Source organism: Rhodococcus sp. MS13, from assembly GCF_013277835.1.
Classification (GTDB): domain Bacteria; phylum Actinomycetota; class Actinomycetes; order Mycobacteriales; family Mycobacteriaceae; genus Rhodococcus_F; species Rhodococcus_F erythropolis.
Genome location: NZ_VBTL01000007.1, coordinates 180,044 through 202,119 on the forward strand (window position 1 = coordinate 180,044; position 22,076 = coordinate 202,119).

At 64.0% G+C, this 22,076-nt stretch carries 21 protein-coding genes; 19 read left to right on the forward strand and 2 right to left on the reverse strand.

The features are described from left to right. Positions 1-72 precede the first annotated feature (72 nt). Positions 73-681, reverse strand: coding sequence for a B-4DMT family transporter (locus FEZ59_RS15090; protein ID WP_019748369.1), 609 nt, complete (start codon positions 679-681; stop codon positions 73-75). A gap of 111 nt (positions 682-792) precedes the next feature. Between FEZ59_RS15090 and FEZ59_RS15095 the strand changes: the two genes are divergently transcribed. From FEZ59_RS15095 to FEZ59_RS15185, 19 genes are all read left to right on the forward strand, one after another. After that, positions 793-1,887: a Xaa-Pro peptidase family protein gene (locus FEZ59_RS15095; RefSeq protein WP_080910420.1), complete on the forward strand. Its 1,095-nt coding sequence runs from the start codon at positions 793-795 to the stop codon at positions 1,885-1,887. A gap of 34 nt (positions 1,888-1,921) precedes the next feature. Then, the gene (gene efp, locus FEZ59_RS15100; protein ID WP_003944958.1) at positions 1,922-2,485 is read left to right on the forward strand and encodes an elongation factor P; all 564 of its coding nucleotides are present in this window, start codon (positions 1,922-1,924) and stop codon (positions 2,483-2,485) included. After that, on the forward strand, positions 2,486-2,983 hold the full coding sequence (nusB, locus tag FEZ59_RS15105) for a transcription antitermination factor NusB (protein ID WP_007728014.1): 498 nt from the start codon (positions 2,486-2,488) through the stop codon (positions 2,981-2,983). A 173-nt stretch (positions 2,984-3,156) separates the two neighbouring features. Then, the gene (gene pyrR / locus FEZ59_RS15110) at positions 3,157-3,798 is read left to right on the forward strand and encodes a bifunctional pyr operon transcriptional regulator/uracil phosphoribosyltransferase PyrR (RefSeq protein ID WP_020907698.1); all 642 of its coding nucleotides are present in this window, start codon (positions 3,157-3,159) and stop codon (positions 3,796-3,798) included. After that, positions 3,795-4,739, forward strand: coding sequence for an aspartate carbamoyltransferase catalytic subunit (locus tag FEZ59_RS15115; RefSeq protein ID WP_172932845.1), 945 nt, complete (start codon positions 3,795-3,797; stop codon positions 4,737-4,739). Before pyrR ends, FEZ59_RS15115 begins: the two co-directional genes overlap by 4 nt. Continuing rightward, positions 4,736-6,073: a dihydroorotase gene (locus FEZ59_RS15120; protein ID WP_007728012.1), complete on the forward strand. Its 1,338-nt coding sequence runs from the start codon at positions 4,736-4,738 to the stop codon at positions 6,071-6,073. The genes FEZ59_RS15115 and FEZ59_RS15120 overlap by 4 nt, the downstream gene beginning before the upstream one ends. A 6-nt stretch (positions 6,074-6,079) precedes the next feature. Next, positions 6,080-6,646 (forward strand): transporter, encoded by a 567-nt coding sequence (locus FEZ59_RS15125; protein WP_003944773.1) that lies wholly within the window; start codon positions 6,080-6,082, stop codon positions 6,644-6,646. Further along, positions 6,643-7,818, forward strand: a complete 1,176-nt coding sequence (gene carA, locus FEZ59_RS15130; protein ID WP_003944927.1) for a glutamine-hydrolyzing carbamoyl-phosphate synthase small subunit — start codon at positions 6,643-6,645, stop codon at positions 7,816-7,818. Before FEZ59_RS15125 ends, carA begins: the two co-directional genes overlap by 4 nt. Beyond that, positions 7,818-11,174, forward strand: coding sequence for a carbamoyl-phosphate synthase large subunit (carB, locus tag FEZ59_RS15135; protein WP_019748372.1), 3,357 nt, complete (start codon positions 7,818-7,820; stop codon positions 11,172-11,174). The genes carA and carB overlap by 1 nt, the downstream gene beginning before the upstream one ends. Next, entirely contained in the window at positions 11,171-11,992 is an 822-nt protein-coding gene (gene pyrF / locus FEZ59_RS15140; RefSeq protein WP_021332968.1) for an orotidine-5'-phosphate decarboxylase, read from the forward strand. The genes carB and pyrF overlap by 4 nt, the downstream gene beginning before the upstream one ends. A gap of 57 nt (positions 11,993-12,049) precedes the next feature. Next, a complete protein-coding gene (locus FEZ59_RS15145) occupies positions 12,050-13,249 on the forward strand; it encodes a glycosyltransferase 87 family protein (RefSeq protein ID WP_230544042.1) in 1,200 nt (399 codons plus the stop codon). Between the two features lie 369 nt (positions 13,250-13,618). Continuing rightward, the gene (gene mihF, locus FEZ59_RS15150; RefSeq protein ID WP_003944825.1) at positions 13,619-13,939 is read left to right on the forward strand and encodes an integration host factor, actinobacterial type; all 321 of its coding nucleotides are present in this window, start codon (positions 13,619-13,621) and stop codon (positions 13,937-13,939) included. Positions 13,940-13,975: 36 nt separating this feature from the next. Continuing rightward, complete coding sequence (gene gmk / locus FEZ59_RS15155; RefSeq protein ID WP_019748375.1) at positions 13,976-14,575, forward strand: guanylate kinase; 600 nt, start codon at positions 13,976-13,978, stop codon at positions 14,573-14,575. Positions 14,576-14,673: 98 nt separating this feature from the next. Further along, complete coding sequence (gene rpoZ / locus FEZ59_RS15160; RefSeq protein ID WP_003944996.1) at positions 14,674-14,973, forward strand: DNA-directed RNA polymerase subunit omega; 300 nt, start codon at positions 14,674-14,676, stop codon at positions 14,971-14,973. A gap of 44 nt (positions 14,974-15,017) precedes the next feature. Continuing rightward, positions 15,018-16,268, forward strand: a complete 1,251-nt coding sequence (gene coaBC / locus FEZ59_RS15165) for a bifunctional phosphopantothenoylcysteine decarboxylase/phosphopantothenate--cysteine ligase CoaBC (RefSeq protein ID WP_020907705.1) — start codon at positions 15,018-15,020, stop codon at positions 16,266-16,268. A gap of 188 nt (positions 16,269-16,456) precedes the next feature. Beyond that, complete coding sequence (gene metK, locus FEZ59_RS15170) at positions 16,457-17,671, forward strand: methionine adenosyltransferase (protein WP_003944827.1); 1,215 nt, start codon at positions 16,457-16,459, stop codon at positions 17,669-17,671. Between the two features lie 25 nt (positions 17,672-17,696). After that, positions 17,697-19,715: a primosomal protein N' gene (locus FEZ59_RS15175; protein WP_019748377.1), complete on the forward strand. Its 2,019-nt coding sequence runs from the start codon at positions 17,697-17,699 to the stop codon at positions 19,713-19,715. 103 nt (positions 19,716-19,818) lie between these two features. Further along, positions 19,819-20,574 carry a PadR family transcriptional regulator gene (locus FEZ59_RS29840; protein ID WP_020969583.1) on the forward strand — a complete coding sequence of 252 codons (756 nt, stop codon included), beginning with the start codon at positions 19,819-19,821 and terminating at the stop codon, positions 20,572-20,574. 94 nt (positions 20,575-20,668) lie between these two features. Continuing rightward, complete coding sequence (locus tag FEZ59_RS15185; protein WP_084325924.1) at positions 20,669-21,688, forward strand: alpha/beta fold hydrolase; 1,020 nt, start codon at positions 20,669-20,671, stop codon at positions 21,686-21,688. 57 nt (positions 21,689-21,745) lie between these two features. On the opposite strand, the gene FEZ59_RS15190 is transcribed toward FEZ59_RS15185, so the two are convergent. Beyond that, on the reverse strand, positions 21,746-21,952 hold the full coding sequence (locus FEZ59_RS15190; protein WP_003944900.1) for a hypothetical protein: 207 nt from the start codon (positions 21,950-21,952) through the stop codon (positions 21,746-21,748). Positions 21,953-22,076 lie beyond the last annotated feature (124 nt).

Genomic DNA, 22,076 nt, shown 5'->3' on the forward strand with positions numbered 1-22,076 from the left:
AAGCCGACCACACGAATGCGGCCCCGAGGAAAATTTCCTCGGGGCCGCATTCGATTGTGTAGACGGCGGGCGTTACTGCTCGCGCTTGCCCAGATCGATCGCTGGGAAGACCGCGGTATCGGCGTCGGATTCCTCGACGGACATGGCGGCTCCGCTGTATGCGTGCTGCTCGGTGGGGGAGTCGTAGCCCTCGCTGACGGGCACCGGTTCGTGGTGACGCTCGTGGGACGGGGTCTGCGGAGCGGTTCCGTTCTTGCGCTGCTCACGACTGACGAAGAAACGTCCGACGGTGATGGCGATCATGGCAGGGACGAAGATGAGAAGGATCGTGAACGCCGCACCGGAGGTCACCTCGAAGAACAAGCCCTGCTGAGTGAGTTCGAGGGAGGGGACCAGGCTGAGTGCCCAGCTGGCAGCGCCGGCGACGAATCCGCCGACCAAAGCAGCTTTGAGCCACAGCATGGTCAGATCGGCGCCGTCCTCGGGTTCGGGGAAGTTTCGGCGGTCGCGAATGCCGTCGATACCACCCCAGATCGCGGCGAAGACGATGACGATCAACAGGGACAGCCAGCGCAGGGTGGACCCCTGAAGTGGCCACTGTGCGATTGCTGCACCGAGCAACGCACGAAACACAACATGTATCAGGGCCATGCCGAGGCCACGTACCAACCACGCATTCATGGGTACAGCCTAACTAGAACCCATTACACCTTGTGGCCTAACCCACACTTATTGCTGTAACCGTGAGTTTCGAGTTGATCGGCAGGTCTGCCAGGGCGGTAGGTTCGAGGGATGCCGGTCGACTTCAGAGCACGCCGTGAATCCCTCAGACGCCTCCTCGCGGAGCGCGAACTCGACGCGATTCTCGTCACAGATCTCCTCAACATCAGGTACCTCACCGGTTTCACCGGTTCCAATGCTGCGCTCGTCGTCAGTGCGTCCGATTCGGCGTCCGACGAACGCGCGACGGTGATCTGCACCGACGGTCGTTACGTGACGCAGGTGGCGGAGCAGGTTCCGGACCTGCGCGCTGAAATCGCCCGTTCGAGTGCTGCGCACTTGATCGAGAAGTCGACGATGCCCGTTCTCGCGTTCGAGTCACACGTCGCGACGTTCGCCGAACATCGCGCATGGACCGAGGCAGCACCGAAGATCCGGTTCGAACCGGTGAGTGGACTCGTCGAACAGTTGCGCATGGTCAAGGACGAGCACGAGGTGGAGTTGTTGCGCGCCGCATGCACTTCAGCCGATGTCGCGTTGGCGCAGTTGATCGCTCGCGGCGGTCTGCGACCTGGCCGAACCGAACGAGAGGTCGGTCGTGAACTGGAAAACCTGATGCTCGACAACGGCGCAGACGGTATTTCCTTCGAGACGATCGTGGCGGCAGGCGTCAACTCGGCGATTCCGCATCACCGACCGACCGACGCGATCCTGGCGTCGGGTGACTTCGTGAAACTCGACTTCGGCGCACAGGTCGGTGGGTACCACTCGGACATGACCCGGACGTACGTGCTCGAGTCCGTTTCCGATTGGCAACGGGAGATTTACGAACTCGTCGCGCGGTCACAAGCTGCCGGTTGCGATGCCCTCGCTCCGGGTGTCGAATGTGCGGCCGTGGACGCCGCCGCCCGTTCGGTGATCGACGATGCAGGCTACGGCGAGTTGTTCCTGCACGGCCTCGGCCACGGTGTCGGCCTCGAAATCCACGAAGCACCGGGAATCGGCAAGCTCGGCACCGGTACACTTCTTTCCGGCGCGGCGGTGACCGTCGAGCCGGGCGTGTACTTCTCCGGGCGCGGAGGTGTACGGATCGAGGACACGCTCGTTGTTCGTGAGCAGGGGCCAGAGCTGCTCACACTGACCGCAAAAGACCTTACCGTCGTCTGAGACGGTTTCCCGACCCCTAGGAGACGCGAAGCAAGTGGCTTCCACCAGTGATTTCAAGAATGGTCTGGTTCTGCAGATCGAAGGCCAGCTGTGGACGATCATCGAGTTCCAGCATGTCAAGCCCGGCAAGGGCCCTGCCTTCGTGCGCACCAAGCTCAAGAACGTGCTCTCGGGCAAGGTAGTGGACAAGACGTTCAACGCCGGTGTGAAGGTCGAGACCGCCACGGTCGACCGTCGTGACATGACCTACCTGTACCACGACGGCAGCGACTACATCTTCATGGACGGCGACACCTACGACCAGGTGTCGATCAGTGAATCCACCGTCGGCGACCAGTCGCGTTTCCTGCTCGAGAACATGGCCGTCCAGGTCGCGACCCACGAAGACGTTCCCCTCTTCGTCGAGCTTCCGGTCACGGTCGAGCTCGTCGTCAAGCACACCGATCCGGGCCTGCAGGGCGACCGCTCCACCGGCGGCACCAAGCCTGCCACCCTCGAGACCGGTGCCGAGATCAACGTGCCGCTCTTCATCAACACCGGTGACAAGCTCAAGGTCGATTCCCGTGACGGCAACTACCTCGGGCGTGTGAATTCCTGAGTGTCCGGCACACATAAGAAACTCGGTGCACGCCACAAGGCGCGCAAGCGTGCCGTCGACTTCCTCTTCGAAGCCGAGGCACGTGACCTCGATCCGGTCGCGCTCGCATCGGAGCGTTCCGATCTGTCCGTCAAGGACGACGCGGTAGCACCCGTCGCGGCCTACACCGTCACGTTGGTGTCCGGCGTTGCGGAGAATCTGGACCGGATCGATCAGGTCATCTCCTCGCATCTGCAGGATTGGACGCTCGAGCGTCTGCCCGCCGTCGACCGTGCGATTCTGCGTATCGCCGTGTGGGAGCTCTTCCATGCGACGGACGTTCCGCCGGTTGTCGCCGTGGACGAGGCCGTCGAACTCGCGAAGCAGCTCTCGACGGACGACTCTCCGGGATTCGTCAACGGAATCCTCGGTCAGGTCGTTCTCGTTGCGCCGCAGGTTCGATCGGCTGCAGCTGCGACCTCGCAGCGCGCGCAGGAATCGGATTCGGGTACCGAGTAGCAAGTTCTGTTCCACCACCGCCGTGCGAGTGTCACCGTGCGCGTTGTGTGTCTGCACACAACCGGTCTCAGTCGCTGCTCGCACGGCGGGATCAGGTCTGTCGGCTGATAGGGTGGGGACCGTCAGACATCCTTTAACGATCCGTCCAGTGAGGCGGAGAAGGAGGTCGCTGTATGAGCGTGCCCGAAGGGTCTCGCCCATCCGATCTTGCAGGTCCAGGCAGCGCCAAGGCATCCGCTGGTGCCGAGGCAAGTAGTGAGACCCGTGAATTGTTGTCCGCCCAGGATGTGGGCCGGACCATCGCGCGGATCGCTCACGAGATCATCGAGAAAACCGCACTCGACGGACCCGAGGGAACAGCCCCTCGTGTGGTCCTGATCGGCATCCCGACGCGCGGAACCACCCTCGCCACGCGACTGCGCGCCAAGATCGAAGAATTCTCCGGTGTGCGTCTTCCCATCGGATCTCTCGACATCACGCTCTACCGTGATGATCTCCGCACCAAGCCGCATCGCCCGCTCGAGCGCACGTCCGTCCCCGAAGGTGGCGTCGACAATGCTCTGGTCGTCCTGGTGGACGATGTCCTCTTCTCCGGTCGCACCGTGCGCTCCGCCCTCGATGCGTTGCGCGATCTCGGTCGCCCCCGGGCCGTCCAACTCGCAGTGCTGGTCGATCGCGGTCATCGCGAACTGCCGCTGCGCGCCGACTACGTCGGCAAGAACGTCCCGACCGCGAGGTCAGAAGACGTCAAGGTCCTCCTCCAGGAACACGACGGCAGGGAAGCGGTAGTCATCTCCGGAGGTAAGAGCGCGTGAAGCACCTTCTTTCCATCGCGGACCTCGATCGTGAGTCCGCGGTAGAACTTCTCGACGAGGCAGAACGCTTCGAGCAGGCGCTGCTGGGCCGCGAAGTACGCAAACTCCCGACGCTGCGCGGACGCACGGTCATGACGGTGTTCTTCGAGAACTCGACGCGCACCCGGGTGTCCTTCGAGGTGGCCGGTAAGTGGATGAGCGCGGACGTCATCAACGTCAGCGCATCGAGTTCCTCGGTGTCCAAGGGCGAATCCCTGCGCGATACCGCGATGACCCTGCGCGCGGCCGGTGCTGACGCCCTCATCGTGCGGCATCCGGCTTCGGGTGCCGCCCATCAGATCGCCAAGTGGACCGGAGCGGCCGACGACGGTGGCCCGGCAGTCATCAACGCAGGTGACGGCACGCATGAGCATCCCACTCAGGCGCTTCTCGACGCTTTGACCCTTCGCCAGCGCCTCGGCGACATCGAGGGCAAGCGGATCGCGATCGTCGGCGACATTCTGCACAGCCGTGTGGCCCGGTCCAACGCGCTGCTGCTCTCGATGCTCGGCGCGGAGGTCGTCTTGGTGGCGCCTCCGACACTGCTGCCGGTCGGCGCGCACACGTGGCCGGTCACGGTCTCGCATTCGCTCGACGCCGAACTGCCCGGACTCGACGCGGTGCTGATGCTGCGGGTCCAGGCCGAACGCATGAACGGCGGCTTCTTCCCTTCGCAGCGCGAGTACTCGATCAACTACGGCTTGTCCGAGAAGCGACTGGCGATGCTGGCCGATCACGCGTTGGTCTTGCACCCCGGTCCGATGCTGCGCGGCATGGAGATCGCATCCGCCGTCGCTGATTCCTCGAAAACTGCTGTACTGCAACAGGTTACCAACGGCGTACACATGCGCATGGCTGTCTTGTTCCGACTGCTGGTCGGGTCGGAGGACGGTGCGCTGTGACCAGAAACGAGAACGGAGAATCACCCGTGAGTGTCCTGCTCCGCGGAGTCCTGATCTACGGAGAAGGTGAGCCCACCGACGTCCTCGTCGGCGACGGCACGATCCTCGAGATCGGCGTGGACCTCGATCCGGCCACGGCATCCGAGGTGATCGATGCCGGCGGGCAGATCCTGCTTCCCGGCTTCGTGGACCTGCACACCCATCTACGTGAGCCTGGTCGCGAAGACACCGAGACCATCGAAACCGGAAGCTCCGCGGCCGCTCTGGGTGGATACACCGCGGTCTTCGCGATGGCGAACACGAGCCCCGTCGCCGATTCGGTGGTCATCACCGATCACGTCTGGCGACGCGGACAGGAAGTCGGCCTCGTCGACGTCCACCCCGTCGGCGCAGTCACCGCAGGCCTGGAAGGCAAGCAGCTCGCCGAGATGGCGACCATGGCGGCAGGCGTCGGCAAGGTCAAGATGTTCTCCGACGACGGTCACTGCGTCTACGACCCACTGATCATGCGTCGCGCGCTCGAATACTCCAGCTCACTGGGCGTCCTGATCGCGCAGCACGCGGAAGAACCGCGTTTGACGGTCGGTGCGGTCGCCCACGAGGGCCCCACGGCCGCGCGTCTCGGCCTGGCCGGTTGGCCGCGAGCAGCCGAAGAATCGATCGTGGCCCGTGACGCACTGCTCGCGCGTGACGCTGGCGCCCGCGTTCACATCTGCCACGCATCCACCGCCGGAACCGTCGAACTCGTGAAGTGGGCTCGCAGCCAAGGGATTTCGATCACCGCCGAGGTCACCCCGCATCACCTGCTTCTCGATGATTCACGTCTCGAGACGTACGACGCCATCAACAAGGTCAACCCGCCACTTCGTGAGGCCAGCGATGTTGCTGCCCTGCGCAAGGGTCTGGCCGAGGGCATCATCGACTGCGTGGCCACCGATCACGCTCCGCACGCCGAGCAGGACAAGTGCTGCGAATTCGCGGCCGCCCGCCCCGGAATGCTCGGCCTCGAGACCGCGCTCTCGATCATCGTGCAGACGATGGTCCAGCCCGGCCTGTTGGACTGGCGCGGTGTTGCGCGGGTCATGAGCGAGCGCCCGGCGGCGATCGTCGGACTCGACGATCAAGGCCGTCCCATCGAGGTGGGGGAGCCCGCCAACCTGACATTGGTCGATCCGTCGGCCGAGTGGACGGTCCACGGCCCAGACCTGGCGAGTGTCGCGCATAACACTCCGTACGAGTCGATGACATTGCCCGCACGGGTCACGACCACACTGTTACGTGGCCGCATCACCGCACACGACGGGAATGTGCGGCTGCGGAGTAGCGAGGAGTAGCGCGTCATGGACAGAGCACTGTGGATCATCGGTCTGGCGATCTTCTGGGTCGCGATGATCGGCCTGATGTACGTCGGTTGGCGTGGACGCGCTCGACGGCAGAAAGACAAGATCGGCGAACTGCCGACGGTACCGGCAACCCTGGGTGAACTGCTCGTCCTGCCGACCACCGGCCTGTACGTCGGTAGCACCATCGCACCCAGTTGGCAGGACCGCATCGCCGTCGGCGACCTCGGTTTCCGCGCCACCTGCGAGATCAGCCGCTACAGCGGCGGAATTCTGGTCGAGCGTGACGGTGCGTCGGCCATCTGGATTCCGGAGAAGTCGATCCGTGCGATCCGCACGGAGAACGGTCTTGCCGGCAAGGTCATGAGCAAGGACGGCGTCCTGGTGATTCGCTGGGAATTGCCGAGCGGAACCGAGATCGACACGGGCGTGCGCGGTGACGACAAGACGGTTTATCCGGACTGGGTCAAGCCGGTAACTGCTTCGAACAAGACTGCCTCGAACAAGACGAATGACAACGAAGACGCAAGCTCTGGCGACATCGAGCAGAACGGAAAGAACGCATGAGCGGCTTTGGCAACAGCCCCGCAGTACTGGTCCTCGAAGACGGACGGGTGTTCCGCGGAACCACCTTCGGTGCGGTTGGACAGACCCTGGGCGAAGCGGTGTTCAGCACCGGCATGACCGGCTACCAGGAAACGCTCACCGATCCCAGCTACCACCGCCAGATCGTGGTCTCCACCGCGCCGCAGATCGGCAACACCGGCTGGAACGACGAAGACGACGAGTCGGTCGGACCGACCGGCGAGAGTGCCGGTGCCAAGATCTGGGTTGCCGGGTACGTCGTTCGTGACCCCTCGCGCGTCACCTCGAGCTGGCGTGCAACCGGTTCGCTGCAGGCCAAGCTCGAAGAGCAGGGCATCGTCGGAATCGCCGGGATCGACACTCGTGCCCTGGTTCGCCACCTGCGTACTCGCGGTTCGATGAAGGCAGGCGTCTTCTCCGGTGAAGCCATCGCCGCCGATGACGAACTGGTCCGACGGGTTCAGGATCAGCCGACCATGCTCGGCGCCGATCTTGCCGGTGAAGTCAGCACCACCAGCGGCTACGTCGTCGAGCCGAAGGGCGGGGAGGCGCTGTACACGGTTGCCGCCATCGACCTCGGTATCAAGACCAACACCCCGCGCATGTTCGCCGAGCGCGGTATCCGCGTCCACGTGTTGCCGTCCAATGCGAGTCTCGAACAGATCCTCGACCTGAAGGCCGACGGAGTGTTCCTCTCCAACGGTCCCGGTGACCCGGCCACCGCCGACGGCGCAGTGCACCTGACGAAAGAGGTCATCGGACAGGGCTTGCCGCTGTTCGGTATCTGCTTCGGCAACCAGATCCTGGGCCGCGCACTCGGCCTGAGCACGTACAAGATGAAGTTCGGCCACCGCGGCATCAACATCCCGGTGATCGAGCATCAGACGGGTCGCATCGCGATCACCGCGCAGAACCACGGCTTCGCACTCGAAGGTGAAGCCGGCCAGGAATTCGACACCCCGTTCGGTCGCGCCGTGGTAAGCCACACCTGCGCCAATGACGGAGCCGTCGAAGGTGTTCGCCTGCTCGACGATTCGGCCTTCTCGGTGCAGTACCACCCGGAGGCGGCAGCCGGCCCGCACGACGCTGCGTACCTCTTCGACCGCTTCACCAGCCTGCTCTCCGCACGGAAAGAAACCGGAGTCAAGAACTAATGCCACGCCGTACAGATCTCAAGCACATCCTGGTAATCGGCTCCGGTCCGATCGTCATCGGTCAGGCCTGTGAGTTCGACTACTCGGGCACCCAGGCTTGCCGCGTCCTCCAGGAGGAGGGCCTGCGCGTCAGCCTGGTCAACTCCAACCCGGCCACCATCATGACGGACCCCGAGTTCGCCGACGCCACGTACGTCGAGCCGATCACGGCCGAGTTCCTCGAGAAGGTCATCGCCAAGGAAGCGTTGCAGGGCAACAAGATCGACGCCGTCCTCGCGACGCTCGGCGGTCAGACCGCTCTCAACGCCGCTGTGGCGCTGCACGAGCAGGGCATCCTCGAGAAGTACGACGTCGAACTGATCGGCGCCGACTTCGACGCCATCCAGCGCGGCGAGGATCGCCAGAAGTTCAAGGACATCGTCGCCAAGGTCGGTGGCGAATCCGCGAAGTCCGCAGTTTGCTACACGATGGACGAAGTACACGCCACGGTCGCCGAACTCGGTTACCCGGTTGTCGTGCGTCCGTCCTTCACCATGGGCGGCCTCGGTTCCGGCATGGCGTACGACGTCGACGATCTCAACCGCATCGCCGGTGGCGGTCTGGCCGCGTCGCCGACGGCGAACGTCCTGATCGAGGAATCCATCCTCGGCTGGAAGGAATACGAACTCGAGCTGATGCGCGACAGTCGCGACAACGTCGTGATCGTCTGCTCCATCGAGAACGTCGACCCGGTCGGTGTCCACACCGGAGACTCGGTCACCGTCGCTCCCGCGATGACGCTGACCGACCGCGAGTACCAGGCGATGCGCGACCTCTCCATCGATATTCTGCGTGAGGTGGGCGTCGACACCGGCGGCTGCAACATCCAGTTCGCGATGGACCCGAAGGACGGCCGCCTGGTTGTCATCGAGATGAACCCGCGCGTTTCCCGCTCGTCGGCGCTGGCGTCGAAGGCGACCGGTTACCCGATCGCCAAGATGGCCGCCAAGCTTGCCATCGGCTACACGCTCGACGAGATCGTCAACGACATCACCAAGGAAACCCCGGCTTGCTTCGAGCCGACGCTCGACTACGTCGTCGTCAAGGCTCCGCGGTTCGCTTTCGAGAAGTTCCCCGGTGCCGACGGAACCCTGACCACCACGATGAAGTCGGTAGGCGAGGCCATGAGCATCGGCCGCAACTTCACCGAGGCTTTCGGCAAGGTCATGCGTTCACTCGAGACCAAGCGTGCGGGTTACTGGACCGGCGCCGACATCGAGACGGAGAGCCTGGACGCCCTGCTCGCCGATCTGAGCGTTCCGCAGGACGGCCGCATGTACGGCATCGAGAAGGCATTCGCCCTCGGCGCAACTGTCGAGCAGCTCTTCGACGCCACCAAGATCGATCCGTGGTTCCTCGACCAGTTCCAGCAGATTCACGAGCTCGGTGAAAAGCTTCGCGCTGCAGAGTCTTTCGACGAGGCTGCCCTGCGTCAGGCCAAGTACCACGGCATCTCGGACCGCCAGATCGCGGCTCTGCGCCCCGAACTCGGTGGTGACACGCACGCAGGTGAGGACGCCGTTCGCGCTCTGCGTGATCAGCTTGGCGTGCGCCCCGTCTACAAGACCGTCGACACCTGCGCCGCAGAGTTCGAGGCCAAGACGCCGTACCACTACTCGACCTACGAGCTTGATCCCGAGGCCGAGTCCGAAGTGGCTCCGCAGACCGAGCGACCCAAGGTTCTGATCCTCGGATCCGGCCCCAACCGCATCGGCCAGGGCATCGAGTTCGACTACTCGTGTGTCCACGCTGCCCAGACGCTGTCCGAGGCCGGGTACGAGACCGTCATGGTCAACTGCAACCCCGAGACCGTCTCCACGGACTACGACACCGCTGATCGCCTGTACTTCGAGCCGCTGACATTCGAGGACGTCTTCGAGGTCTACCGCGCGGAGGCGCAGTCGGGCACCGTTGCCGGCGTCATCGTCCAGCTCGGCGGCCAGACCCCGCTCGGATTGGCGAAGCGCCTCGAAGCTGCCGGCGTTCCCATCGTGGGAACCAGCCCCGCAGCCATCGACCTGGCGGAGGACCGCGGCGAATTCGGTCGCGTGCTCACCGAAGCCGGTCTGCCTGCACCGAAGTTCGGTACCGCCACCACGTTCGACGGCGCCCGCGAGATCGCAGCAGGCATCGGCTACCCGGTGCTGGTGCGTCCGTCGTACGTGCTCGGTGGACGCGGCATGGAGATCGTCTACGACGAGGCTTCACTCGCCGACTACATCTCGCGTGCCACGGAGATCTCCGACGACCGCCCGGTGCTGGTCGACCGCTTCCTCGAAGACGCGGTCGAGATCGACGTCGACGCACTGTGCGACGGCACCGAGGTGTATCTCGGCGGCGTCATGGAGCACATCGAGGAAGCCGGCATTCACTCCGGTGACTCGGCGTGTGCGCTCCCGCCGATCACTCTGGGTCGTGCGGACCTCGAGAACGTCCGCCGCTCCACCGAGGCTCTCGCAAAGGGCATCGGCGTCAAGGGTCTGCTCAACGTCCAGTACGCACTCAAGGACGACATCCTCTACGTGCTGGAAGCAAATCCCCGCGCCAGCCGTACGGTTCCGTTCGTCTCCAAGGCGACGGCCGTCCAGCTTGCCAAGGCATGCGCCCGCGTCATGCTCGGCGAATCGATCGCCGACCTGCGCGCAAGCGGCATCCTGCCGGCGACCGGCGACGGTGGAAACACCCCGGCCGGTGCACCGATCGCGGTCAAGGAAGCTGTGTTGCCGTTCAACCGCTTCCGCCGCGCCGACGGTACCGGCGTGGATACCTTGCTCAGCCCGGAAATGAAGTCCACCGGTGAAGTCATGGGAATCGACTTCGACTTCGGTACGGCTTTCGCCAAGTCGCAGACGGCCGCCTACGGGTCGTTGCCCACCACAGGCGCGGTGTTCGTCTCGGTCGCCAACAAGGACAAGCGTTCGCTGATCTTCCCGGTCAAGCGCCTGGCAGATCTCGGATTCACCATCCTGGCCACCGAAGGAACCGCAGATGTGTTGCGGCGCAACGGTATCGAGTGCAAGCAGGTGTACAAGCAGTCGGGTGAGGATGTTCCGGCCGGTGCCGAGACCATCGTCGACCAGATCCGCAGCGGTGAGGTCGCCATGGTCATCAACACCCCGTACGGCAACAACGGTCCGCGTGTCGACGGCTACGAGATCCGAAGCGCAGCAGTCGCGTCGAACATCCCGTGCATCACGACGGTCCAGGGCGCCTCGGCCGCCGTGCAGGGCATCGAAGCGGCCATCCGCGGCGACATCGGAGTTCACTCCCTGCAGGAACTGCACGCAGGTCTTCGTCAGCCGGCACAGCAGTCGTGAGTCACAGTTGGGGGCATCGTCTCCGGTCCGCGATCGCGGACCGGGGGCGGCTGTGCGTCGGTATCGACCCGCATCCCGCGCTTCTCGACGCGTGGGGACTGCCACGTACCGCCGAAGGTCTCGAGACTTTCGCCGAGATCTGCGTCGAGGCCTTCACCGGTGAGGTTGGACTCGTCAAACCTCAGGTTGCGTTCTTCGAGGCGTACGGAAGCGCCGGCTTCGCCGTGTTGGAGCGGACCATCTCGGTTCTTCGCGATGCTGGAACGCTTGTCGTCGCGGACGCCAAGCGCGGTGACATCGGTTCGACGATGGACGCGTACGCGCAAGCCTGGTTGGGTGATTCGCCGTTGGCCTCCGACTCGGTCACCGTTTCGCCGTACCTGGGATTCGGGGCGTTGGCTCCGACACTCGAACTGGCAAGGCAGAACGCACGCGGGATTTTCGTGCTGGCACGAACCTCCAATCCGGAAGGCGGCGTACTTCAACAGTCGTCGGCCGACGGTGTGAGCGTGGCTCAGTCGATCGTCAACGCTGCGGTCGACGCGAACGCCGACGGACGCGACACCGTCGGACTGGTGGTCGGTGCAACTCGGGACCACGGTCTGGACCTGTCGCAGTTCAACGGCCCGATTCTCGCTCCGGGGCTCGGCGCGCAGGGTGCGACGGCAGCGGATCTCGCAGACATCTTCGCGGGATCGACCGAGCTCCTGCTGCCGAACACTTCCCGTGGGGTGCTCAAGCATGGTCCTTCGGTATCGGCACTTCGGGAGGCAGCAATGCGTGACCGAGACGAGATCGAAGCCGCATTGGCGCACTGATCCGTGAGTGACCTCGAGGCTCGTTCGAGCGGTGGAACCCGGTGGTACCGTCCGTCGGTGAATCGTTGGTGGCAGATCGGACTTCTCGTCGCGGCGTGCGCGCTGCTCGCCACCGGGTTCCAATCCGTCACCGGCGTACACGGCGACGATCTCGCCGTGTACCGGACGGCGGGTCAAGCCGTCCTCGACGGCTCGAACCTGTACGACGAGTCGTTCAACGCGAGACTGCCGTTCACTTATCCGCCCTTCGCTGCGCTCGTCGCCGTTCCGGTCGCCTTGGGTTCCTGGGGTGCGGTCCAGTGGGGATGGAGTTTCGTCAGCCTCCTGATGCTGGCCGCGATCATCGTGCTCAGCTATCGCGAAGTCCCGTTCACACGTAGGCGGCCCGTCGTCGTCTACGTGGGTTTCCTGGTCCTGTGGACGGCGGCATCGCCGATCTCCGATCACCTCGGGTACGGGCAGGTCGGGTTGTTCCTGACACTCCTGTGCCTGATCGACCTGCTGGCTCGACCACGGTGGATTCCCGAGGGTGTGCTGGTGGGGATCGCCGGGGCCGTCAAACTGGTGCCTCTCGTCTACATCGGTTACTACGTGATCACCGGGCGTTGGAAAGCAGTTGCGGGCGGCCTCGCCGGCTTCCTCGGCGCCACGGCACTCGGCTTTGCCGTTCTCCCGCGCCAGACGATCGACTACTTCGGTGACATCGCCTCACTCTCGGGGCGCGTCGCGGTCGGTGACCCGTCCGTGTTCGGTAACCAGTCCGTGCGTGGAATGGCCTTACGGCTACTCCCCGAGGGCCTGGTGGGTCCGGCATGGCTCGTCGCCTGTGCAGTGTTGGGTGTCCTCGGAATTGTCGCGACGCGGCGCGCTCAGCGCCTGCGAGGTGATCTTGCCGGTTTCACGGTGGTGGCTCTGCTGGCGGCAATCGTGACTCCCATTGCCTGGACCCACCACTTCGTGTGGTTGGTGCCGGCGGTGGGTGTGCTCCTCGTTCCGATCAAGTCGGGCGTGGGGGAGGACACCCGATCGGTACCCGCGTGGTCCTGGATCGCGATCGGCCTCACCGCTGCGGTCGTGCTGTTTCGGCTTCCTCGGGTCGGCGCGGACATGGATATCCCGGTCGTCGGCTTCGTCCTGGAGAATTCATTGCTCTGGGCGAGCCTCGCGGTAGTGCTCGCTCTGGCCGCCCCCGGCGTGAGCCGCACCGAACCTGACACGGTCGATGCCGACGATCCGAAATCGTCGCTGCCGACCTGAAAACAGGCCGCGACACGCGCATGGGCGTCGAAAATGCTCGAAATTTTTGGATGTGTCGGCGACCACGTTCATTCCCGCAGGTAACGATTTCGCACACACGCATGGGGACGTCGCACCCGATGTATCGAAATGCTTTGTGTTACAGTCTATTTCGGTACTGTACGCACGTTCGTGTTGCGTCGAATCCGTCTCGATCCAGCCGAAAACGGCGACGATGTGTGACATCGATTCGACGCGCATAACCCACCGCGATCTGCATCGGACCGCGGGGGGTGGGTTAGCAATTCGCGCCAGGCGTGAGTACGGTCGCTATCGCTGCTGGTTATCAGCGGAATAGACAAAATTTGCACACGACGAGACGGAGGAACCGTGGCCCTTCCCCAGTTGACTGATGAGCAGCGCGCTGCTGCTTTGGAGAAGGCAGCTGCTGCCCGCAAGGCCAGGGCTGAGCTCAAGGAGCGCCTGAAGCGTGGCGGCACCGACCTCAAGCAGGTCCTCAAGGACGCCGAAGACAACGAAATCTTGGGCAAGATGAAGGTTTCGGCACTGCTCGAGGCGCTGCCCAAGGTGGGCAAGGTCAAGGCTCAGGAGATCATGACCGAGCTGGAGATTGCACCGACCCGTCGCCTTCGTGGCCTCGGTGATCGGCAGCGCAAGGCTCTGCTCACCAAGTTTGACTTCGAGGCCTGAGCCGACAAGTGATGATTGCTGACGCGGCAGTGTCTGATGATTGCTGACGCAACAGTGTCAGAGAGCAAGACCGCAGTGCGGAGGGGTCGGCTGGTTGTACTGGCCGGCCCTTCGGCTGTCGGTAAGTCCAGCGTCGTTCGCGAGCTGAGAACTCGGTTGCCTGAACTCGTTTTCAGCGTTTCGGCGACCACTCGCGATCCCCGTCCCGGTGAAGTGGACGGCAAGGACTACCGATTCACCTCCCGTGAAGAATTTCAACGGATGATCGACTCCGGTGAACTTCTCGAATGGGCGGAAATCCACGGCGGTCTACAGCGCTCCGGCACCCCCGCAGCTCCGATCGAAGAAGCGCTCGAAGCTGGAAAGCCCGTACTCGTCGAGGTCGATCTCGCCGGAGCACGAGCTGTCCGCCGGGCGATGCCCGAAGCTCTGTTGGTGTTCATGGCTCCACCGAGCTGGGACGTTCTGGTGCAACGGCTGACCGGACGGGGAACCGAAACGGAAGACGTCGTGGCACGCCGACTCGAGACGGCCCGAGTGGAATTGGCCGCACAAGACGAGTTCGACACGGTCATCGTGAACGAGGATGTAAGCCGTGCTTGCGATGAGTTGGTATCCTTGTTGGTTGGGAACTGATTCCGCACCCTTCGGGAACCGATTTCCGCCCCGTTTCTCAGATATCCGGATCGATAAAACTAGTTCTTCAATGAAGATCTAATTCAGGAGACACAAGAGTGAGCAGCACTTCAGCCGCGTCCGCAGCAGGTCAGGGCGCTCTGCCTGCCTACGACACCCCGCTCGGCATCACCAACCCGCCGATCGACGAGTTGCTCGAACGCACCTCTTCCAAGTACGCCCTGGTCATCTACTCGGCCAAGCGTGCGCGCCAGATCAACGACTACTACAACCAGCTCGGTGACGGCATCCTCGAATACGTCGGACCTCTGGTCGAGCCCGGTCTGCAGGAAAAGCCGCTGTCCATCGCGTTGCGTGAAATCCACGCTGATCTCCTCGAGCACACCGAAGGCGAGTGAGCACCACGTCTGCCGCACCCGAACCTCGTTCGGGTGTCGGGGGAGTGTCCGACGCGCCCACATCGATACGTAAGCGCATTGTCGTCGGTGTCGGTGGGGGTATCGCCGCGTACAAAGCGTGCTCGATCATCCGCAGCTTCACCGAGAGCGGTCATCACGTCCGCGTGATTCCGACCGAATCCGCTCTGGAGTTCGTCGGCCGCGCCACGTTCGAAGCACTCTCCGGCAACCCGGTTCACACCGGCGTCTTCAACGACGTCCCGCAGGTTCCGCATGTCCGCCTCGGACAGGAAGCCGATCTCGTTGTCATCGCGCCGGCAACCGCTGATCTGATGGCGCGAGCTGTCATGGGTCGCGCAGACGACCTGTTGACAGCCACCTTGTTGACCGCACGCTGTCCGGTCGTCTTCGCCCCCGCAATGCACACCGAGATGTGGGAGCACCCCGCAACGGTGTCCAACGTGGCGACACTGCGCTCGCGCGGCGTCCACGTGATCGAACCTGCCTCCGGGCGTTTGACCGGAAAAGACACCGGGGCCGGTCGACTTCCCGAACCCGACGAGATCGTCGGGTTGGCATCGTTGCTCCTCGAGCGCTCGGACGCGTTGCCGCGCGACCTGGAAGGTCGCCGCATTCTGGTCACCGCCGGCGGTACTCGCGAGCCGCTCGATCCGGTGCGCTTTCTCGGTAATCGCAGCTCCGGCAAACAGGGCTACGCGCTCGCCCGTCTGGCCGCACAACGCGGCGCTCACGTCACGCTGATCGCCGGTTACACGGCCGATCTTGCCGACCCCGCCGCTGTCGACGTCGTGCACATCAAGACGGCCGAAGATCTCCGGTTGGCAGTAGAGAAGCACGCACCGGGACACGACGGAGTCGTCATGGCTGCAGCTGTCGCGGACTTCCGCCCCACCACCGTCGAAGGCAGCAAGATCAAGAAGGGCGCAAACGAACCCGACTCGATCAGCCTCACCAGAAACGCCGACATCCTCGCCGGTCTCGTCGAAGCGCGTCGTGACGGCGATCTGGACGCTCGAACGGTGATCGTCGGATTCGCCGCAGAGACCGGTGACGCCCATGGTGACGTTCTCAGTTACGCCCGCTCCAAGCTTGCCCGCAAAGGTTGCGATCTCCTCGTGGTCAATGCGGTCGGCGAGGGCAAGGCGTTCGAGGTCGATCACAACGACGGTTGGCTGCTCGGTTCCGACGGCTCGGAGTCCGCGCTCGAGCACGGATCCAAGGCTTTGATGGCCAGTCGAGTACTCGACGCCCTGGTCAAGCTCTTCCCCGAGTAGCGACACGCGCCCGGTGGTGAGAGTTACCCCACGATAATCGGGTGAGCACAAGGGTGTTGCGCAGGCGGTCCAACCGTTATCGTCGGCTCAGCCCCCAGCTAACAAAGCATGACAAAACGGTCACCGAACGGTGATTCGGATACTTCAATAAGCTGTAGTCAAGAACTCAGTCGTCGAGAGGGAGATCTGTGAGCAAGTCCGGCAGTCGGCTATTCACCAGCGAGTCCGTCACCGAGGGGCACCCGGACAAGATCTGTGACGCGATCAGCGACTCGATCCTCGACGCGCTGCTCACCCAGGACCCGCGCGCCCGCGTGGCCGTCGAAACTCTGGTCACCACCGGCCAGGTTCACGTAGCCGGCGAGGTCACGACCACTGCGTACGCAGACATTCCGAAGATCGTGCGCGACACGGTCCTCGAGATCGGCTACGACAGCTCGGCAAAGGGCTTCGACGGTAACTCCTGCGGCGTCAACGTCGCGATCGGCGCGCAGTCGCCCGAAATCGCGCAGGGTGTCGATCACTCGCACGAGGCTCGCGTCGACGGAATCAGCGACGACGAGATCGACCGTCAGGGTGCGGGCGACCAGGGCCTGATGTTCGGCTACGCCACCACCGACACGCCGGAACTGATGCCGCTGCCCATCGCGTTGGCTCATCGTCTCTCTCGCCGGTTGACCGAGGTCCGTAAGTCCGGCGTGCTGCCGTACCTGCGCCCGGACGGCAAGACCCAGGTCACCATCGAGTACGACGGTGACAAGGCTGTCCGTCTCGACACCGTGGTCATCTCCACCCAGCATGCCGCTGACATCGACCTCGACAACCTGTTGACGCCCGATCTTCGCGAGAAGGTGCTTCACTCGGTGCTGACCGACGTGAACCTCACCGATCTCGACACCTCCGATGTTCGTCTGTTGGTGAACCCGACGGGCAAGTTCGTCCTCGGTGGCCCGATGGGTGACGCCGGTTTGACCGGCCGCAAGATCATCGTCGACACCTACGGCGGAATGGCTCGCCACGGCGGCGGCGCGTTCTCCGGCAAGGACCCGTCAAAGGTCGACCGAAGCGCTGCCTACGCCATGCGTTGGGTGGCCAAGAACGCTGTTGCCGCAGGTCTGGCCGACCGCATCGAGGTTCAGGTCGCATACGCCATCGGTAAGGCAGCTCCGGTCGGACTCTTCGTCGAAACCTTCGGCACCGAGAAGACCGATCCGGCACGGATCCAGAAGGCGATCACCGAGATCTTCGACCTGCGTCCGGGAGCGATCATCCGCGACCTCGACCTGCTGCGTCCGATCTACGCGCAGACGGCGGCATACGGTCACTTCGGTCGCACCGACATCGACCTCCCGTGGGAGAGCACCGATCGCGCCGACAAGCTGCGTAGCGCAGCTGGTCTCTGATCACTGACGTACAGACGGGGCGCGGGTGGGCGCGGAAAGAGTAGCGGCAGAAGTCGATCCGGTCGCCCGGGTGCTGCCGATGCTCCCGCTCGCTCACCTCGACCGTGAATTCGACTACCTCGTTCCTCGTGAACTCGAAGCGGATGCGCAGCCCGGAGTCCGGGTGCGCATCCGCTTCGCTGGTCGTCTGGTGGACGGCTTCATCGTCTCGCGCGAGGCCACCAGTGACCATCAGGGGAAGTTCGGCTGGCTCGAACGCGTCATCTCGTCCGAGCGGGTCCTGACGGCCGAAATCGCGCAAGTCGTCGATCGTGTGGCGGAGCGTTATGCCGGAACCCGTGCTGACGTTCTCCGTTTGGCGGTACCGCCGCGCCACGCGAAGGTCGAGGCGGAACCGTGGGAGCCCGCCGAGCCGCCGTCCGCTCCTGAACCGATCGAAAATGGTTGGCATCTCTACAGATTCGGTGACGCCTTCCTGTCCGCGATTCGCGAGTCGAAAAGCCCGCGTGCGGTCTGGCAGGCGTTGCCTGGTGAAAACTGGCCACTGCGCCTGGCCGAATTGGCCGGGGCTGTAGCGGCAAGTGGCAAATCCGCGATCCTGGTTGTGCCCGATCAACGCGACCTGGACCGCGTCGTCGCCGCATGTACCGAACTCTCCGGAGCGGATGCAGTGGTGGGTCTGTCCGCAGGCCTGGGGCCGGCCATGCGATACCGAAGGTGGCTCGCTGCACTGCGCGGGACCGCCCGGATCGTCGTCGGCACGCGCAGTGCAGTTTTTGCGCCGACGCCCGAGACCGGTCTTGTCGTCGTCTGGGACGACGGCGACGACAACTTGTCCGAGCCGCGGTCGCCGTATCCACATGCCCGCGAAGTTGCCGTCCTGCGTGGCTACGTCGCCGGGTGCGCCGTCGTGATCGGTGGGTTCTCCCGTACGGCAGAATCGCAGGTACTCGTCGACTCGGGATGGGCGCACGATCTGGTCGCTACGCGGGACGTCGTTCGTGCTCACGCACCCAAGATCACCGCGCTTGCCGACAGCGATCAAGCCTTGGCCCGCGATCCGGGAGCCAGAGCGGCTCGTTTGCCCGCTATTGCATTCGCGGCCGCCCGGCGCGCTCTGGGTGAGGGCAACGGAGTCCTGGTGCAGGTGCCTCGGCGGGGGTACGTACCGACCCTGGCCTGCGGAAAGTGCCGTGCCCCGGCACGGTGCCGTCGGTGCAACGGCCCACTGGCTCTTCCCGCTGCGGCAGGTCCCGACGGCGCCGGGACACCGGCGTGCCGCTGGTGCGGGGTTGCCGATGCCGCCTACCGATGTCACGCGTGCGGGGCGAAAGCGTTGCGCGCGGTGGTGGTCGGTGCCGGCCGGACCGCCGAAGAACTCGGGCGCGCTTTTCCCGGTGTGAAAGTGGTTCTGTCCGGAGGCGGTGATGTGGTCAAGGAACTGCCACACGGGCCCGCGTTGGTGGTCTCGACGGTGGGTGCGGAGCCGGTGATGACCGGCGGCTACGGCGCCGCGCTCTTGCTCGACGGTTGGGCACTGCTCGGTCGGCCCGATCTTCGCGCCGCCGAGGAAACACTCAGACGCTGGATGTCGGCTGCTGCCATGGTGATTCCGCTGTCCGAAGGTGGTGAAGTTGTGGTTGTCGCAGACTCGGGTATCCCGACGGTGCAGGCGTTGGTCCGATGGGATCCGGTGGGGCACGCACAGTCTCAATTCGAGGAACGGGACGAGGTCGGCTTTCCTCCGGCCGTTCACATGGCTGCGATCGACGGTGGATCCGCAGCAATTGCGGAGTTGGTGGACTCAGCTGATCTGCCGGCAAGTGCTGTACTACTCGGGCCAGTGGAATTGCCTGCGGGGGAGAGGCTTCCGTATTCCGGTGAGGACGAGAGCGGTGTCGCGCCGGAGCGAATGCTGGTCCGCGTTCCACGCAAGGACGGTCGCGGCCTTGCGGACGCTCTGGCACATGCGAGGGCCGCGCGCAGTGCGCGGAAGTCATCGGGTCCGGTCCGCATTCAGATCGACCCACGCCGCATCGGCTGATTTTCGAGTTCTCCAAGGCCTGGTTGTGTGCAGCAAAAATCTTGCGCAACCCGATATGGCGATATATCGTCGAACTATCAACGATAGTGATGGAGGTTCGACGATGGATGCAAGTTTCCCGAACGAGGGGATGTTCGGCCGACGCGGTTTCTTCGGCGGTTTCGGCCGTGAGCAACGGCCACCATTTGTGATGTGGGTGCCGACGGACGACGGCGCGCCGGGCGATGGTCCCGGCGATCGAGACGGTGGACGACGCGGTCGACCGCACGAGCGGCCGGGCTTCGGTGACATGCCACGCAGAGGCCATCGGCGGGGGCGTTTCGGTCCAGACGGCGGACCCGGCCCCGGCTTCGGTCCGGGCGCTCAGTTCGGTCGCGGGCGAGGACGTGGCGGACGAGGTCGTCGTGGAGATGTGCGCGCTGCGATTCTGTTGTTGATCGCGGAAGAGCCGATGCACGGCTACGAATTGATTCAGCAGATCGTCGAGCGCAGCGGCGGCGTCTGGAAGCCGAGTCCGGGTTCCATTTATCCCGCGCTGTCCCAACTCGAGGACGAGGGACTGGTCATCATCGAAAAGGTCGCCGGCCGCAAGACCGCCAAGCTGACCGAGGAAGGCGTCGCGTACGTCGAGGAGCATCGCGCCGATCTCGGGGCACCGTGGGATGACGTTCGTCTCAGCGTAGGGGAGCCGGAGCAGGACCTTCGTGAACTGATCGGCCAGCTGATGGGCGCGGCCGGTCAAGTGGCCGCTGTAGGCACACCCGCGCAGGTCAAGGCCGCAGCCGACGTGCTTGTCGAGGCGCGCAAGTCGCTCTACCGAGTGCTTGCCGGTGATGACGCCGATGAAGGCGGCAATTGAGACGTCGGATACCTACTGTTCGGTAGGGTATGCGCCCCGAAGTTTCTGGTGTTACGGTCAGCTCCCTCGTAGGATCAGAGCAGGAGCAGGAACAATGGCTGGCGTCAAACGGTCTGTGGGACTGACATTTTCGGTAGCAGTGGCGCTGCTGATCGGAGCACCGCCGGCGATATCGGCTGCCGCACCGACGCTCCCGTCTGCGAGTGCCGACGCGATGGACGTTCCTCTCGACATCGGTCCGGGTCAGGCGACTCGTTCCGTTGCCACGGCATATGCGCATGCTCATCCAGGATCCGCGCCTGCCGGGTCGAACGATTTCGGCTGTGAGCCTTCCGCCACGCATCCCCGACCGGTTGTACTCGCCCACGGAACCGACACCGAGGCGTACGCGGATTGGGCGGCCCTGTCGCCGGCACTGGCAGCTGACGGCTATTGCGTCTTCGCCCTCAATTACGGCGGTGCGATCGAAGTAGAAGACGGGGACGTCGCACACGAGACTTACGGCGTCGGCGACATAGTCGGTAGTGCGACCGCGTTCGGTTCTTTCGTCGATCAGGTGCTGACCGCGACCGGAGCGGACAAGGTCGACGTGATCGGCTACTCCCAAGGCGCGACGGTGACGCGGTACTACGTCAACAAAATGGGCGGCGACGCCTACGTCGATCATTGGGTCGGTTTGGCTTCGCCGACCTACGGCGGGGTGATGTTCGGGTTGGTTCCCATCGTCCGTGCGATCCCCGGCGGAGAAGTCTTTGTCGAAGATGTCTTTTCGCGAGCTGTCCGCGAGCAGATGCAGGGGTCGGATACGTTGAACGCCCTCAACGACGGCGGTGACACCGTACCCGGAGTGCGCTACACGACTATCGGGTCCACTGTCGACGAGATGATCCAGCCGTCCTCGAACATCGCGCTCCGCGACGCCGGTGCAGAAAACATCGTCCTCCAGGATCTGTGTCCGTCGAACCTGACCGGCCACTTCCGCATGCCGTACGACCCCTACGTGATCGACGTCATCCGGACGGTCCTCGACCCCGATGCCGAGCGGCACGCTTCGTGCAGCGCGGTGCCGCTCGGCACGGATATTCCGCAAGTGGTCATCGACGCAAATTCGTGAGCTGCAAATTCGTGAGCTGCTAACTCGTGAGCACCTAGACCACGTGGGTCGGGATGTTTACTCGGCGAGCTTGGCAGTGGCCTGCGCCCACAGGAAGAACTTGTTCGTTCCGAGGTCGCGGACGGTCTTGATGTTGAACGCTGCCTTCAAATGTTCTGCGTCCGAATCGCTTACGCCGTTGAGTGCCGCGACCGGGGCGTCCGCCAATTCTTCGACGGACTTTCCTGCGTAGGCCTTGTCGAACTTACTGTCGATGCCTGCCATCTAAGTTCCTCCGTGTGATCGGTGTATCCCGTATCAGCCTCCGCCGAGTGGCGACGACAGAGACAGTCAATACCGAGGACCGGTGAATCTGCAGGGTTCTGATCAAAGAAATTGCTGAGAAAGT

Excerpts from the sequence above, each read along its gene's own strand:
- pyrR (WP_020907698.1), top strand. The coding sequence starts at position 3,157 with ATGAGCGTGCCCGAAGGGTCTCGCCCATCCGATCTTGCAGGTCCAGGC.
- FEZ59_RS15125 (WP_003944773.1), top strand. The coding sequence starts at position 6,080 with ATGGACAGAGCACTGTGGATCATCGGTCTGGCGATCTTCTGGGTCGCG.
- FEZ59_RS15185 (WP_084325924.1), top strand. The coding sequence starts at position 20,669 with ATGGCTGGCGTCAAACGGTCTGTGGGACTGACATTTTCGGTAGCAGTG.
- FEZ59_RS29840 (WP_020969583.1), top strand. The coding sequence starts at position 19,819 with ATGGATGCAAGTTTCCCGAACGAGGGGATGTTCGGCCGACGCGGTTTC.
- FEZ59_RS15090 (WP_019748369.1), bottom strand. The coding sequence starts at position 681 with ATGAATGCGTGGTTGGTACGTGGCCTCGGCATGGCCCTGATACATGTT.
- carB (WP_019748372.1), top strand. The coding sequence starts at position 7,818 with ATGCCACGCCGTACAGATCTCAAGCACATCCTGGTAATCGGCTCCGGT.
- FEZ59_RS15190 (WP_003944900.1), bottom strand. The coding sequence starts at position 21,952 with ATGGCAGGCATCGACAGTAAGTTCGACAAGGCCTACGCAGGAAAGTCC.
- FEZ59_RS15095 (WP_080910420.1), top strand. The coding sequence starts at position 793 with ATGCCGGTCGACTTCAGAGCACGCCGTGAATCCCTCAGACGCCTCCTC.
- gmk (WP_019748375.1), top strand. The coding sequence starts at position 13,976 with ATGATTGCTGACGCAACAGTGTCAGAGAGCAAGACCGCAGTGCGGAGG.
- carA (WP_003944927.1), top strand. The coding sequence starts at position 6,643 with ATGAGCGGCTTTGGCAACAGCCCCGCAGTACTGGTCCTCGAAGACGGA.